We start from the raw sequence: 15,965 nt of genomic DNA on the forward strand, positions 1-15,965 counted from the left end.
TTGGTAAACCGCCGAACCCAGCGAAAGTTGCGCCGTCTCAGTCATTTGTCATTGCGCTGCAACATCCAGAATCGGGACGGTGTCGCTGGGGGAAAGAGGGTTAGGCGAGGGCAGGGGCGGTGATCATCGCGCGGATGCGGGTGGCGAGCGCTTCGACCGCGAACGGCTTGGTGATCAATTCCATCCCCGGCCCCAGGAAGTCCTCGCGCGTGACTGCGCTGTGCGCATAGCCGGTGACGAACAATATCCGCAGTGCCGGCCGCAGGATGCGGGCGGCGTCGGCAAGCTGGCGGCCGTTGAGTCCGGGCAGGCCGACATCGGTCACCATCAGGTCGATCGTCGCCGGCGATCTGATGATCTCGAGCCCCGAGGGGCCATCGACCGCCTCGATCGGCCGATAGCCGAGATCGGTCAGCACATCGAGGATCAGGCTGCGCACCGCATCCTCGTCCTCGACCACCAGCACGGTCTCGGCACCCGGCGCGTGATGCGCCTCGCCGAGCACCGCGATCGCCTCCGGTGGCGGGCCTTCGGGCTGTCCGGCGTGGCGGGGCAGGTAGAGGCGCACGGTGGTGCCCTCGCCGACCAGGCTGTCGATGGTCACGGCACCGTTCGACTGGCGCACGAAGCCGTAGATCATCGACAGGCCGAGGCCGGTGCCTTGGCCGATCGGCTTGGTGGTGAAGAAGGGTTCGAACGCGCGTTCGATCACGTCCGGGGACATGCCGGTGCCGCTGTCGGTGACGGTGATGCAGACATGGTCGCCGACCGGGATGCCGCGATCCTGCGTCGCAGTGACGGCCTGTGCCCGATAGTTGGCGGCGGAGATACGCAATGTCCCGCCTTCGGGCATCGCGTCGCGGGCATTGATCGCGAGATTGAGGATGGCGTTTTCGAGCTGGCTCGGATCGCAGCGCGTCGGCCACAGCCCCGGGCTCGCGACATGATCGAGCCGGATCGCTTCGCCGATCGAGCGGCGCAGAAGGTCGGTCATGCCGTCGATCAGCGCGTCGACATCGACCGCACGCGGCGCCAGCGACTGGCGGCGCGAGAAAGCGAGCAGCCGCTGGGTGAGCGCGGCGGCGCGGTTCGCCGAATCCATCGCGATGCCGGTATAGCGGCCGAGTTCGGCGACGCGCCCTTGGGCGACCCGCCGCTCGATCATTTCGAGCGAGCCGACGATGCCGGTCAGCAGATTGTTGAAGTCGTGGGCGATGCCGCCGGTGAGCTGGCCGACCGCTTCCATCTTCTGGCTCTGCCGCAACCGGTCCTCGAGGTCGCGGCTTTCGGTGGTGTCGCGGCCGACCGCATGGATTCGGCCGGCATCGGGCACCGCGGTCCAGCTGATATAGCGATGACCGCCGTCGCGCTGGCGCATCCGGATCTCGAGTCCGCCGGTCGGCTGGCCGGCATAGAGCGGGCCGAGCTCCTCGCGGGCGCGGGCATGGTCGTCGGGGTGGATCAGCGTGATCAATCCGACCCCGACGATCTCGGCCTCGGCCCAGCCGAGAATGCGGGTCCAGGCCGGATTGACCGCCTCGATCAGCCCGTTGATGCCCATCACGATCAATATGTCGGTCGCGAAATGCCAGAGCCGGTCGCGATCGGCGCTGCTCGCCGCCATCCGCCGTTCGAGTTCGCGGTTGAGGTTGGCGAGCGCCTCGCGGGCCATGCGCTGATCCTCGATATCGACGCAGGTCCCGATCCAGCGCAGCACCGTGCCTGCCGCATCGCGCAGCGCCACCGCGCGGACCAGATGCCAGCGATAGACGCCGTCATGGCGGCGCATGCGGACCTCGATCTCGTAATTGCCGCCGGTCGCCATCGCCTCCAGCCAATGCGGATGGGCATGGTCATGATCGTCGGGGTGGACGCAGCTTTCCCAGCCTTGCTCGACCAGCGCGCGCTCGGCGATGCCACAATAGGTCAGGAAGCGGTCATTGACCCATTGCATCGCGCCGTCGGCATGCGCGGTCCAGATCTGGCTCGGCATCGCCTGGGCGAGGGCCGCGAACTGCGCAGCGCTTTCCTGGGTGGCGATCTGGGCGAGCCGCTGTTCGGTCACGTCCTGGACGATCCCGACGAAGCGGACCGGCTGGCCGCTCGCGTCGCGCTCGATGTCGCCGCGCCGCGCGATCCAGCGTATCTCGCCATTGTCAGGACGGCGGATACGATATTCGGTGTCGACCGCTGCGCTGCCGTCGACGCGGTTGTCGCGGTGCGAGATCCGCTCGCGATCCTCGGGAACGACCAGCGATTCGGGGAGCGAGGCGGGCAGCTCGGCTTCTTCGGGCACCCCGAAGATGCGGCAGAATTCGGTGGTCGCGGCGATGGTGTCGGCGGCGATCGCGATCGAGAACATGCCGACCTTGCCCGCGCGCTGGGCGCGCGACAGCCGTTCTTCGGTTTCGCGGAGCGCCTCGACCGCATGGCGTTCGGCGGTACGGTCGCCGAGCACCAGGACGAAAGCGGCGCCGTCGCCGGCTGCATCTTGGAGCGTGGCGATCTCGTCGCTGGCCGGGAAGACCTCCCCCGATCGCCGCCGGTAATGACGGGCGCCGCGCGATCCGCCCTGTGCGAGCGCGGCGGCGAGTCCGTCGGCGATCGGCGCGGATCCCGCGGGCTGCAGCCCGGCGATGTCGCCGCCGAGCATCTCGGCTTCGGTCCAGCCGAACATCCTGCGGGCGCCCTCGCTCCAGCGGGTGATGCGGCCTTCGCGATCGAGGGTGATGATCGCGGTATCGGACGGCGCCGCGGTGTCGTCCACGCCGCCGGGAGCAGAAGGTGGCCGCGTCATATCAGCGCCCGTGTCCGGAATCGCCCTGCGGCGAACCGGGCAGGCGATCCGACGAGGCGTTCGCGCAGGCCATGCCGCACGAATGCCACGCAGCATCCCCGGCGTCAAAGCCTCGGAGACGAAACGAAAAACCCCGCCGGATCGCTCCGGCGGGGTTTCGCGTCATTCGATGCTCAGCGGGTCATTCCTTGTTGAGGTAATCGCCCGCATCGGCATCAGTGCCATGGCCCGAGGTGACGACCTCGCCCAGCGGATCGTCGCCGGTGCCGGTCGAATCGCGCGGGGTGCGCGCGAGTTCGGCGGCATGTTCCTCGGCGGCCGAAGCCGGAGCGATCAGCGACTGCTGCCAGTTGCGCTGCTGCACGCGGAGTGCTGCGTCGCGGCTGGAAGCGGTCACCCGCAGGCGACCCATGCCGGCGCCGGTGCCCGCCGGGATCAGCCGGCCGACGATGACATTCTCCTTGAGGCCGTTGAGCGTGTCGATCTTGCCCTGGACCGAGGCTTCGGTGAGCACCCGGGTGGTCTCCTGGAAGGAGGCCGCCGAGATGAACGACCGCGTCTGCAGCGACGCCTTGGTGATGCCGAGCAGGATCGGCTTGCCCTGGGCGATCTCGCGGCCTTCGGCGGCAGCCTTGGCGTTGATCTCGTCCATTTCCTCGCGATCGACCTGCTCGCCGGGGAGCAGGGTGGTGTCGCCGGCGAAGGTGATCTCGACCTTCTGCAGCATCTGACGAACGATCGTCTCGATGTGCTTGTCGTTGATCTTCACGCCTTGGAGTCGATAGACTTCCTGGATTTCCGACACGAGATATTCGGCGAGTGGCTCGATGCCGAGCACCTCGAGAATATCGTGCGGATCGGGCGAGCCGCCGATCAGATTGTCGCCGCGCTTGACGTAATCGCCTTCCTGGACGTCGATGACCTTCGACTTCGGCACCAGATATTCGACCGCATCGCCACCATCGTCCGGACGGATGATGATCTTGCGCTTGGCCTTGTAGTCCTTGCCGAATTCGACGCGGCCCGAGACCTTGGCGATGATCGCGTTCTCCTTCGGCTTGCGGGCCTCGAAGAGCTCGGCGACGCGCGGCAGACCGCCGGTGATGTCGCGGGTCTTGGCGGACTCGCGGCTGACACGGGCGAGAACCTCACCCGCATGCACCGTCTGGCCGTCCTCGACCGAGAGCATCGCACCTGGCGCGAGCATGTAGCGTGCGCTTTCGCCCGACCCGTCGTCGAGCAGGGTCAGGCGCGGACGCAGATCCTCCTTACGACTGGTCGCGCGATACTCGATCACGACCTTCTGGCTGATGCCGGTCGCTTCGTCGGTCTGCTCGGTGAGCGTCTGGTTGTCGATCAGGTCCTGGTACTTCACGATACCGCCGGTCTCGGTGATCACCGGCATGGTGAACGGATCCCATTCGGCGACGCGATCGCCCTTGGCGACGATCGCACCATCGTCGAGCAGCAGATGCGCACCATAAGGCAGACGATGAACCGCACGCTCGCGGCCCTCATTGTCCATGATCGCGACTTCGCCCGAGCGGCTGAGCGAAACCCGACGGCCGCGCTGATCGGTGATCGTGCGCAGTTCGCGATATTCGATCTTGCCGTCCGACACCGCTTCGAGGTTCGACTGCTCGTTGAGCTGGGCCGCGCCGCCGATGTGGAAGGTCCGCATCGTCAGCTGGGTGCCCGGCTCGCCGATCGACTGCGCCGCGATGACGCCCACCGCTTCGCCGATGTTGACCGGGGTGCCGCGTGCGAGGTCACGGCCGTAGCAGGCCGCGCACACGCCACCCTTCGATTCGCAGACCAGCGGGCTGCGGATCTTGACGCTGAGGACGCCGATGCCCTCGATCTGGGTGATGTGCGCCTCGTCGAGCAGCGTGCCTTCCGCGATCGCGACCTGACCGGTCTTGCTGTCGACGATGTCCTCGGCCGTGGTGCGGCCCAGGATACGCTCGCCGAGCGATGCGATGGTAGCACCGCCCTGAACGATCGCCTTCATGTCGAGCGCGCGCTCGGTACCGCAATCGAGCTCGACGACCACGCAATCCTGCGACACGTCGACCAGACGGCGGGTCAGGTAACCCGAGTTCGCCGTCTTGAGCGCCGTATCCGCGAGACCCTTACGGGCGCCGTGGGTCGAGTTGAAATATTCGAGGACGGTCAGACCTTCCTTGAAGTTCGAGATGATCGGGGTCTCGATGATCTCGCCCGACGGCTTGGCCATCAGGCCGCGCATGCCCGCGAGCTGCTTGATCTGAGCGGCCGAACCACGGGCACCCGAATGCGCCATCATGTAGATCGCGTTGATCGGGGCTTCGCGGCCGTTGGGCAGCTTCTTGACCGCCTGGATCTCCTTCATCATCTCGGCGGCCACACGGTCACCGCAACGCGACCAGGCGTCGATCACCTTGTTGTACTTCTCCTGCTGCGTGATCAGGCCGTCCTGATATTGCTGCTCGAAGTCCTTCACGAGGCCCTTGGTCTCGTCGACCAGCGGGATCTTCGCGTCGGGGATGATCATGTCGTCCTTGCCGAACGAGATGCCGGCCTGGAACGCGTGGCGGAAGCCCAGCGCCATGATCGCGTCGGCGAACAGCACGGTCTCCTTCTGGCCGGTGTGGCGATAGACGATGTCGATGACGTCGCCGATCTCCTTCTTGGTCAGCAGGCGGTTGATCGTCTCGAAGGGCACCTTGTGGCTCTTCGGGAGGGTCTCGCCGAGCAGCATGCGGCCGGGGGTGGTTTCCACCCGCTTCATATACTGCTTGCCGTCCTCGTCGGTCTGCGGGACGCGGGTGGTGACCTTGGTGTGGAGCGTCACGGCCTTCGCCTGCAGCGCCTGATGCACCTCCTGCATGTCCGACATCAGCATGCCTTCGCCGGGCTCGGCTTCCTTCATCATCGACAGATAATAAAGACCCAGCACCATGTCCTGCGAGGGCACGATGATCGGCTTGCCGTTGGCGGGCGACAGGATGTTGTTGGTCGACATCATCAGGACGCGCGCTTCGAGCTGGGCCTCGAGGCTCAGCGGGACGTGCACGGCCATCTGATCGCCGTCGAAGTCGGCGTTGAACGCCGAGCAGACCAGCGGGTGAAGCTGGATCGCCTTGCCTTCGATCAGCACCGGCTCGAACGCCTGGATGCCGAGGCGGTGGAGCGTCGGCGCGCGGTTGAGCATCACCGGATGTTCGCGGATCACCTCGTCGAGGATGTCCCAGACTTCCTTGCGCTCCTTCTCGACCCACTTCTTCGCCTGCTTGAGGGTCATCGACAGACCCTTGGCGTCGAGACGGGCGTAGATGAACGGCTTGAACAGCTCGAGCGCCATCTTCTTCGGCAGGCCGCACTGGTGCAGTTTCAGCTCCGGCCCGGTCACGATCACCGAACGGCCCGAATAGTCGACGCGCTTGCCGAGCAGATTCTGGCGGAAGCGGCCCTGCTTGCCCTTGAGCATGTCGGACAGCGACTTGAGCGGACGCTTGTTGGCACCGGTGATGGTGCGGCCGCGGCGGCCGTTATCGAACAGCGCGTCGACCGATTCCTGCAGCATGCGCTTTTCGTTGCGCACGATGATGTCGGGCGCGCGCAGCTCCATCAGGCGCTTCAGGCGGTTGTTGCGGTTGATCACGCGGCGATAGAGATCGTTGAGATCCGACGTCGCGAAGCGGCCGCCGTCGAGCGGCACCAGCGGGCGCAGTTCGGGCGGGATCACGGGGACGACCTCGAGGATCATCCATTCGGGGCGGTTGCCCGAATCGATGAAGCTCTCGACGACCTTGAGGCGCTTGATGATCTTCTTGGGCTTGAGCTCGGACTTGGTGACCGCGAGCTCTTCGAGCAGTTCCTTGCGCTCGCCTTCGAGATCGAGATCCTCGAGCATGCGACGAACCGCCTCGGCGCCGATTCCGGCCGAGAAGGCGTCCTCGCCATACTGGTCCTGCGCCTCGAGCAGCTCGTCCTCGTTGAGGAGCTGATACTTCTCGAGCGGGGTCAGCCCGGGTTCGATGACGATATAGGCTTCGAAGTAGAGCACGCGCTCGAGCTGCTTGAGCTGCATGTCGAGCAGCAGGCCGATGCGCGACGGCAGCGACTTCAGGAACCAGATATGCGCGACCGGGGCGGCGAGCTCGATATGGCCCATCCGCTCGCGGCGGACCTTCGAGACGGTGACCTCGACGCCGCACTTCTCGCAGACGATGCCCTTGTACTTCATCCGCTTGTACTTGCCGCACAGGCACTCATAGTCCTTGATCGGACCGAAGATGCGCGCGCAGAACAGGCCGTCACGCTCGGGCTTGAACGTGCGGTAGTTGATGGTCTCGGGCTTCTTGATCTCGCCGAAGGACCAGCTGCGGATACGTTCGGGCGACGCGATGCCGATCTGGATCTGGTCGAAGGTTTCGGGCTTCGCCATCGGGTTCGCGAAATTGGTCAGTTCGTTCATGTCTTCTTCCCTCTAGAGGGTGAAATTTCCGGTCGGCGGGGCGGGCGGCCCCTGCGAGACGATCGCAGGGGCCCGATCCTCACTCCGCGGCCTCGGCAACCTCGCCGTCGGTGTCCTCGATCGAGGACAGTTCGACGTTGAGGCCCAGCGAGCGCATTTCCTTGACGAGCACGTTGAAGCTCTCGGGGATGCCGGCCTCGAAGGTGTCGTCGCCCTTGACGATCGCCTCATAGACCTTGGTGCGGCCGACGACGTCGTCCGACTTCACCGTCAGCATCTCCTGGAGCGTGTAGGCGGCGCCATAAGCCTGGAGCGCCCACACTTCCATTTCGCCGAAGCGCTGGCCGCCGAACTGGGCCTTGCCGCCCAGCGGCTGCTGGGTGACGAGGCTGTACGGCCCGATCGAACGTGCGTGGATCTTGTCGTCGACCAAGTGGTGGAGCTTGAGCATGTAGATATAGCCCACGGTCACCTTGCGGTCGAACTGGTCGCCGGTGCGTCCGTCGAACAGCTCGACCTGGCCCGACGTGTCGAGCCCGGCCTTGGTCAGCATCGCCGACACGTCGGCTTCGCGCGCACCGTCGAACACCGGGGTCGCCATCGGCACGCCGTTCTTGAGCAGCTTCGCCATGTCGACGACCTGATCCGAGGTCAGCGCGTCGATCTCGCCATGATATTGCGCGCCATAGACATCCTTGAGCCGCTCGACGACCGCCGAGGGGGCGGCCGCTGCTTGCGGGTTCGGATTCTCCTCACGCCATGCCTCGAGCGCTTCGGTGATCTGGCGACCCAGGCCACGCGACGCCCAGCCGAGATGGGTCTCAAAGATCTGCCCGACGTTCATGCGCGACGGCACGCCCAGCGGGTTGAGCACGATGTCGACCGGGGTGCCGTCCGCCAGGAACGGCATGTCCTCGTTCGGCAGGATGCGGCTGATCACACCCTTGTTGCCGTGACGGCCGGCCATCTTGTCGCCCGGCTGCAGCTTGCGCTTCACCGCGACGAACACCTTGACCATCTTGAGCACGCCCGGGGGCAGCTCGTCGCCGCGCTGCAGCTTCTCGACGCGGTCCTCGAACTTCTTGACGATCAGGCCGACGGCTTCGTCATACTGCGCCTTGACCGCTTCCAGATCGCTCTGGCGCGCATCGTCGGCAACGGCGAACTTCCACCATTCGCGCTTCTCGACCTCGTTCAGCAGCTCGTCGTTGATCTCCGAGCCCTTCTTGATGCCCTTGGGCGCGGCGGCCGCGACCTGGCCGAGCAGCATCTCGCGAAGCCGCGCATAATTGGCGCGGTTCAGGATGCCGCGCTCGTCCTCGCGGTCCTTGGTCAGGCGGTCGATCTCCTCGCGCTCGATCGCCATCGCGCGCTCGTCCTTGTCGATGCCGTGGCGGTTGAACACGCGCACGTCGACGACGGTGCCCGAGACGCCCGGCGGCAGGCGCAGCGAGGTGTCGCGAACGTCCGACGCCTTCTCGCCGAAGATGGCGCGGAGGAGCTTTTCCTCCGGCGTCATCGGGCTTTCGCCCTTCGGCGTGATCTTGCCGCACAGGATGTCGCCCGGCTCGACCTCGGCACCGATATAGACGATGCCCGCCTCGTCGAGGTTGCGCAGCGCTTCCTCGCCGACGTTCGGGATGTCGCGGGTGATGTCTTCCGGCCCGAGCTTGGTGTCGCGGGCCATCACCTCGAACTCGTCGATGTGGATCGAGGTGAAGACGTCGTCCTTCACGATCCGCTCGGAGATCAGGATCGAGTCCTCATAGTTGTAGCCGTTCCACGGCATGAAAGCGACGAGCACGTTGCGACCGAGCGCCAGCTCGCCGAACTCGGTCGACGGGCCGTCGGCGATGATGTCGCCGGCCGAAACCACGTCACCGACCTTCACCAGCGGACGCTGGTTGATGCAGGTCGACTGGTTCGAGCGCTGGAACTTCATCAGCGTGTAGATGTCGACGCCCGACTTGCCGGCATCGACATCGCCCGAGGCGCGGATGACGATACGCGTCGCATCGACCTGGTCGACCACGCCGGCGCGGCGGGCGCCGATCGCGGCGCCCGAATCGCGCGCCACGGTCTCTTCCATGCCGGTGCCGACGAACGGCGCCTCGGCGCGAACCAGCGGCACCGCCTGGCGCTGCATGTTCGATCCCATCAGCGCGCGGTTGGCGTCATCGTTTTCCAGGAACGGGATCAGCGATGCCGCGACCGAGACGAGCTGCTTGGGGCTGACGTCCATCAGGGTGATCTGGTCGCGCGGGGCGATCAGGAACTCGCCGGCTTCGCGCGACGAAATCAGGTCCTCGACGAAGGCGCCCGACGCGTCGAGCTCGGCATTGGCCTGCGCGATCGTGTGCTTGGCCTCTTCCATCGCCGACAGATAGACGACGTCGTCGGTGACCTTGTGGTCGACGACCTTGCGGTACGGGGTCTCGATGAAGCCGTATTTGTTCACCCGGCTGAACGACGCCAGCGAGTTGATCAGGCCGATGTTCGGGCCTTCCGGCGTCTCGATCGGGCAGATACGGCCATAATGGGTCGGATGGACGTCGCGGACCTCGAAGCCCGCGCGCTCGCGGGTGAGACCGCCCGGCCCGAGCGCCGAAACGCGACGCTTGTGCGTCACTTCGGAGAGCGGGTTGGTCTGATCCATGAACTGCGACAGCTGCGACGAGCCGAAGAATTCGCGGACCGCGGCGACCGCGGGCTTGGCGTTGATCAGGTCGTTGGGCATCGCGGTCGACACGTCGACCGACGACATCCGCTCCTTGACCGCACGCTCCATGCGCAGCAGGCCGACCCGGTACTGGTTCTCGAGCAGTTCGCCCACCGAACGCACGCGGCGGTTGCCGAGATTGTCGATGTCGTCGATCTCGCCCTTGCCGTCCTTCAGGTCGACCAGGGTCTTGACCACCGCGAGGATATCCTCCGAACGCAGCGTCGTGATCGTGTCCTCGGCGTCGAGTTCGAGGCGCATGTTGAGCTTGACGCGGCCGACGGCCGACAGGTCGTAGCGCTCGGGGTCGAAGAACAGACCCGAGAACAGTGACTCGGCGGTCTCCTTCGTCGGCGGCTCGCCGGGGCGCATGACGCGGTAGATCTCGGACAGCGCATGGTCGCGCTCTTCGACCTTGTCGGCCTTCAGAGTGTTGCGGATCCACGGACCGGTCGAGATATGGTCGATGTCGAGCAGGTCGACATGGTCGAAGCCGGCCTTGTCGAGCGCTTCGAGATTCTCGGGCGAAACCTCGTCGCCAGCCTCGATGTAGATGCGGCCGGTGCTCTCGTCGATCAGGTCATAGGCCGAATAGCGGCCATAGATCTGGTCGGTCGGGATGAGCAGCATCGCCAGGCCGTCCTTGCCGGCCTTGTTGGCGCCGCGCGGGCTGATCTTCTGGCCGGCGGGGAACACGACCTCGCCGGTGTCGCCGTTGACGACGTCGAACGCCGGCTTCTGGCCACGCCAGTTCTCGGGCAGATAGGGGACCTTCCAGCCGCCGTCGCCGCGGACGTAGCGCTGGGTCTTGTAGAAATAGTTGAGGATGTCCTCGCCCGTCATGCCCAGCGCGTAGAGCAGGCTGGTGACCGGCAGCTTGCGCTTGCGGTCGATGCGGACGTTGACGATGTCCTTGGCGTCGAATTCGAAATCGAGCCACGAACCGCGATACGGGATCACCCGCGCCGCGAACAGATATTTGCCCGAGGCATGGGTCTTGCCGCGATCATGGTCGAACAGCACGCCCGGCGACCGGTGCATCTGGCTGACGATCACGCGCTCGGTGCCGTTGACGATGAACGTGCCGTTCCCCGTCATCAGCGGCATGTCGCCCATGTAGACGTCCTGCTCCTTGATATCGAGCACCGAACGGGTGTCGGTATCGGGATCGACCTCGAACACGATGAGGCGCAGCGTGACGCGCATCGGCGCCGCATAGGTCATGCCGCGCTGGCGGCATTCGTCGGTGTCGTATTTGGGCTCTTCGAGTTCGTACTGGACGAAGTCGAGCTCGGCGGTGCCGGCGAAATCGCGGATCGGGAAGACCGAGCGCAGGGTCTTTTCCAGACCCGAGACATAATTGTCGGCGGGACGCGAGCGCAGGAACTGCTCGTAGGATTCGCGCTGAACCTCGATCAGGTTCGGCATCTGCACGACTTCGTGAATGTTGCCGAAGACCTTGCGGATGCGTTTTTTCGCGGTCGACGGAACTGCCTGGGTGGCCATGAATCTTATCCCTCGTGTCCAAGCCTGGTCGCCTTGCGGCGGGCAAATTTTTCCGCCTCGCAGCGGGATCGGCAGCCGATTCGCGAGGACGACCTCACGACAAAAAGTGCGGGTCCGGACTGCTCGGAACCGCACTGCCAGCGTTTGGAAACCCTTGAAAACCTGCCCCAATTCGTCGCGGGCCGTTCGCAAGACGGTCCGTGTCCCGGGGCGGCAAGGGCGGCGCTCCCCTTGCGAGGCGAGCATCTGCCGATGTCTGTAGAACGCGATATATAGGCCGTCGGAGCGGTTTTGCAAAGGCCATCGCGGACGCACGTTATACCGGTACGATACGTAATTGTTTTCGTTACACATTAATGTCATGTGCGCTTGTGGACACAGTAAAGCGCGCAGGGTGATGGATAGCGGGGCCGAGGCGGCGGCGCATGCTGCCGAAAAGCCATGGCAGGAGCCGTTGTTCGTCCATTCGGGTTTCCGGACATCGAGCACCTGGCTCTGGGGCCATCTTCGCGCGAGCAGCCGCACGCATTGCTATTGCGAGATTTTCCACGAGGCGCTGGCATCGATCCAATTGCCGCTGCTCATGGGGCTGGCGCCCGATTCATGGGCTTCCGGTCATCCCGCCGGGGCGCCGTACATGCTCGAATTCCTGCCGCTGCTGCGTGATGCAGGGGGGATCGCCGACTATCCCGAGATTGCCGGCGTCGGCGCGAACTTTCTGCCGAAAGACACCGGCCTCCTCGATGAGGACGTCAGGATCTATATCGAGGGACTGATCGGCGCGGCGCACGTGAACGGCAAAATTCCCGTCCTGACCTGCACGCGCTCGCTTGGCCGTATTGCCGGCATGAAGCGCGTTTTCGGGGGGCATCATGTGCTGCTCGTGCGGGATATCTTCCAGCAATGGAATTCCTATTCGGGGCAGCATCGCAACGGCAATCCCTATTTCCTCGAACAGCTTCGGCTGGTGCTTCTCCATTGTCGCCACGATCCGTTTGTCGATTTCCTGACCCGGATCCTGCCGCCGGAGATCATCCAGGGCAGCGAGCCGTTCGGACTGCCCCGCGACTATGACGATATCTTCCTGTGTTTTGCGGCGCTGCATCTCTATCTGCTGGCAGGCGCGCGGCGGCATGCCGACCTGATCGTCGATATGGGCCTGATTGCCGAGGACCGCGCCGAGCGCGAACGGGTCGAACGCGGGCTTTCCGGCTATATCGACGACCCGATCGATCTTTCGGATGTGCGCCAGGGGATCGATGAGCCCCTCCACATGCTGGGCAATCAGGCCACGATCGAGGCGAAGCTGGCCGCGCTGGCGGCGCGGGCATGTGATGCGCTGGATGCCACCGCCGACGAACGCCGCTGGGTAGACGATCTCCAGCGCAGGCTCTGGGAGGAGCATCGCCGCTTCACGCTATATTCCCGCGCGACGCGCGCATGCCTGTCGACCGCACAGGCCGAGCATGGCACGGCATCCCGCGCCCTGATCGATATGGAGGGGCGGCTTGGTGCGGTGGAGGAGCAGCTTCGCGATGTCGCGGCGGAGCGCGACGTCGCCCATGCCGAACTGGAAACAGTCCGATGCGAGGGCGTCGCCGCCGAACGGCGCTGCGCCGAAACCGAGCGGCAGATGCGTGAGGTCGAACGCGATCGTGACGGCTTGCGCGAGGATCTCGAAGCGATGCGCCTGGCGATGGCGCAGGGCGAGCAGATATGGGCGGAAGCGGAGCAAGCCCGCCTTGGCGCCGAGCAGGCCCGGGATCGAATCGCGGCGGATCGTCTGGTGATGGAGCTGGAACGCGACCGCCTGGCCGTCGCCTGCGAGGCGATGTCCGAACGGATCGCGCATGGGCGCGCGGCGGAAGCGAATCTCTCGGCGGAACTCGTCATGGTTTCGGCACGCCGCGACTGGCTCGACAACGAAAGACGGATATTGCTGGCCGAAGCGAGCGAGAAACGGACGCTGTACAGGGACTTGCGGTCCGATCAGGCGCCCAGGTCGCTCCAGACGGTGTTGCCGATCGCGCGGCTGCTGAGGCCTTGGTTCAGGCGGATCGCACGCACTCGGCGTCGGCTGCAGCGCATCGCGGATCGATGACCTCTTGACTGGCGCGGACATCGGCGGTTCGAGGTAACGACGTTGCGTCGAGGGGGACATATGCGCATTTCAGCCGCGATCGCTCTGATCATCGGACTGCTCGCGGCGCCATCGCACGCCGCGCCGTCGCTGACCGACGGCAGCGTCGGCGCGATCGTCGAGAAGATGAAGCCCGGCGAGTTCCTCTGGGCGCCCGAGGTCGCGCCGCAGGGCCCGGTGGTGATCGTCGTCAGCATCACCCAGCAGCGCGCCTACGCCTATCGCAACGGTGTGCCGATCGGCATCTCGACGGTCTCGACCGGCAAGAAGGGGCACGAGACCCCGACCGGGGTCTTCACCCTGCTGCAGAAGAATGTCGACCATAAGTCGAGCCTCTATAACGACGCGCCGATGCCCTATATGCAGCGGCTGACCTGGGACGGGATCGCGATGCATGCCGGCAACCTGCCCGGCTATCCCGCGTCGCACGGCTGCGTGCGGTTGCCGCTGGCCTTCGCCAAGCTGCTCTACGGCGTGACCAAGCTCGGGCTGACAGTGATCGTCACCAACGATGCCCAGGTCCCCCGGGTCGCGCCGATCCCCGCCTTCGCCAAGCCGGGGACGACCTCGTCGGCCGCCGACGAATGGCTGGGCGGGGGCGTGCTGTGGCAGCCCGAGCGGCAGACCACCGGTCCGGTCTCGATCGTGATCAGCGCGGCCGACAAAAGGATGCTGGTGCTGCGCAACGGCGTGCCGATCGGATCGGCGCCGGTCCATATCCATGGCGATGTGCCGGGACCGATGGCCTATACGTTGGGGGCGATCGAGGGCGACAATTATCGCTGGATGCGGCTGCCGCTGCCGGGGCAGGGACTGAGCGGTCCGGTCGCGGTCGAGAAGGAGGAGCGCGACCGGCTGATCGTGCCCGAGGAGATCAGGCTGGCGATGGCGTCGGTCGTCGCGCCGGGGACGACCGTGGTGGTCACCCCCGACACGCTCCAGAGCGGCGGCGCCGGCAAGAAGATGACGGTGATGACCGCCGGCAACTGATCCGCGATCAGATGATCCGCGATCAGATTCGGTCGGGGCGCCCATAGCCTGGGTCGCTATAGCCCGGATAATCGTCGAATATGGCGCCGTCCCCGACGATCCGGGGATCGGCGGCGATGTCGGAGCGCACCGTCGGGGCGTCGGGCAGATAGGGTGGAACGGTGATCGATGCCGGCGGCGTCGACCGCGCGGGCCGCCTGCAGCACGGTGATCGCCGCAGTTCCGCCAGCAGCCCGCGGCGGGCGAGATCGGTCATAGGATCTCCCTGCCTCCAGTGAGCATGGTGGGGCCGGTCGGCGGAACGCAAAGAAAAAGGGCGACCTCTCGTGCGAGAGGCCGCCCCTTTTTTCGTGAAGTCCGATCCGCCGGTGCGGCGGATAGAAGCTTACTTGAGTTCGACGGTCGCGCCGGCTTCCTCGAGCTGCTTCTTGGTCTTCTCGGCTTCGTCCTTGCTGACGCCTTCCTTGATCGCCTTCGGAGCCGACTCGACGAGAGTCTTGGCTTCGGTCAGGCCCAGGCCGGTGATCGCGCGGACTTCCTTGATCACGTTGATCTTCTTGCCACCGTCGCCGGTGAGGATCACGTCGAACTCGGTCTTCTCTTCGACGACCGGAGCCGCAGCGCCGCCGCCGGCAGGAGCCGCCGCAACCGCCGCAGCGGCCGAAACGCCCCACTTCTCTTCGAGGAGCTTCGAGAGCTCCGCGGCTTCGAGAACGGTCAGGGCCGAAAGATCGTCAACAAGCTTCTGAAGGTCTGCCATTTTAAGTCTCCATCCGGGCCGTCAGGCCCATATCTGTGTCAGTCGATTGATATCGAAGAAGCTCAGGCTTCTTCTTTCGCCGCATAAGCGGCGAGAACGCGCGCAATCTGGCCACCGGGTGCCTGAACGATCTGAACGATCTTGGTCGCGGGTGCCTGGATGAGGCCCACGATCTTCGCGCGCAGTTCGTCGAGCGACGGCAGCTCGGCCAGTGCCTTGACACCAGCCACGTCGAGGATCGTATCGCCCATCGCACCGCCCACGATTTCCAACTTCTCGTTGGTCTTCGCGAACTCGACGATCACCTTGGCCGGGGCCACGGGATCGACGGAGGTGCTCAGCGCGGTCGGACCCACCAGCAGGTCATGCAGGCTGGTGTAGGTCGTGCCCTCGACGGCAATGCGGGCGAGCTTGTTCTTCGATACCTTGTAGCTGGCGCCAGCGTCGCGCATCTTCGAACGGAGCACAGAGGACTGTGCGACCGTGAGGCCGAGATTGCGGGTCACGATGACCACGCTCGTCTCGGTGAAGGTGCTCTTCAGCTCGGCGACCAGCTCGGCTTTTTGAGCTCGATCCATGCCTTACTCCTTAGAA

8 protein-coding genes are annotated in these 15,965 nt (G+C 65.3%); 2 read left to right on the plus strand and 6 right to left on the minus strand.

The genetic code is table 11. The annotated features are described in order from the left end of the window. Window positions 1-100 precede the first annotated feature (100 nt). From AC1RM6_RS16790 to rpoB, 3 genes are all read right to left on the minus strand, one after another. The gene (locus tag AC1RM6_RS16790; RefSeq protein WP_493103210.1) at window positions 101-2,767 is read right to left on the minus strand and encodes a hybrid sensor histidine kinase/response regulator; all 2,667 of its coding nucleotides are present in this window, start codon (window positions 2,765-2,767) and stop codon (window positions 101-103) included. Between the two features lie 211 nt (window positions 2,768-2,978). Then, window positions 2,979-7,256: a DNA-directed RNA polymerase subunit beta' gene (gene rpoC / locus AC1RM6_RS16795; protein ID WP_493103212.1), complete on the minus strand. Its 4,278-nt coding sequence runs from the start codon at window positions 7,254-7,256 to the stop codon at window positions 2,979-2,981. A 79-nt stretch (window positions 7,257-7,335) separates the two neighbouring features. Then, window positions 7,336-11,481, minus strand: coding sequence for a DNA-directed RNA polymerase subunit beta (rpoB, locus tag AC1RM6_RS16800; RefSeq protein WP_493103213.1), 4,146 nt, complete (start codon window positions 11,479-11,481; stop codon window positions 7,336-7,338). 397 nt (window positions 11,482-11,878) lie between these two features. Between rpoB and AC1RM6_RS16805 the strand changes: the two genes are divergently transcribed. Both AC1RM6_RS16805 and AC1RM6_RS16810 read left to right on the plus strand, forming a co-directional pair. After that, the gene (locus AC1RM6_RS16805) at window positions 11,879-13,582 is read left to right on the plus strand and encodes a hypothetical protein (protein ID WP_493103215.1); all 1,704 of its coding nucleotides are present in this window, start codon (window positions 11,879-11,881) and stop codon (window positions 13,580-13,582) included. Between the two features lie 60 nt (window positions 13,583-13,642). Next, on the plus strand, window positions 13,643-14,611 hold the full coding sequence (locus AC1RM6_RS16810; protein WP_493103217.1) for a L,D-transpeptidase: 969 nt from the start codon (window positions 13,643-13,645) through the stop codon (window positions 14,609-14,611). A 22-nt stretch (window positions 14,612-14,633) separates the two neighbouring features. Here AC1RM6_RS16810 and AC1RM6_RS16815 read toward each other — a convergent pair whose 3' ends face one another. The 3 genes from AC1RM6_RS16815 to rplJ form a co-directional block, all read right to left on the minus strand. Then, window positions 14,634-14,867: a hypothetical protein gene (locus AC1RM6_RS16815; RefSeq protein ID WP_493103219.1), complete on the minus strand. Its 234-nt coding sequence runs from the start codon at window positions 14,865-14,867 to the stop codon at window positions 14,634-14,636. Between the two features lie 129 nt (window positions 14,868-14,996). Then, on the minus strand, window positions 14,997-15,371 hold the full coding sequence (rplL, locus tag AC1RM6_RS16820; protein WP_493103221.1) for a 50S ribosomal protein L7/L12: 375 nt from the start codon (window positions 15,369-15,371) through the stop codon (window positions 14,997-14,999). A 62-nt stretch (window positions 15,372-15,433) separates the two neighbouring features. Beyond that, the gene (rplJ, locus tag AC1RM6_RS16825; RefSeq protein WP_493103222.1) at window positions 15,434-15,949 is read right to left on the minus strand and encodes a 50S ribosomal protein L10; all 516 of its coding nucleotides are present in this window, start codon (window positions 15,947-15,949) and stop codon (window positions 15,434-15,436) included. Window positions 15,950-15,965: the final 16 nt, after the last annotated feature.

This window comes from Rhizorhabdus sp. GW822-FHT03C02, assembly GCF_058801765.1.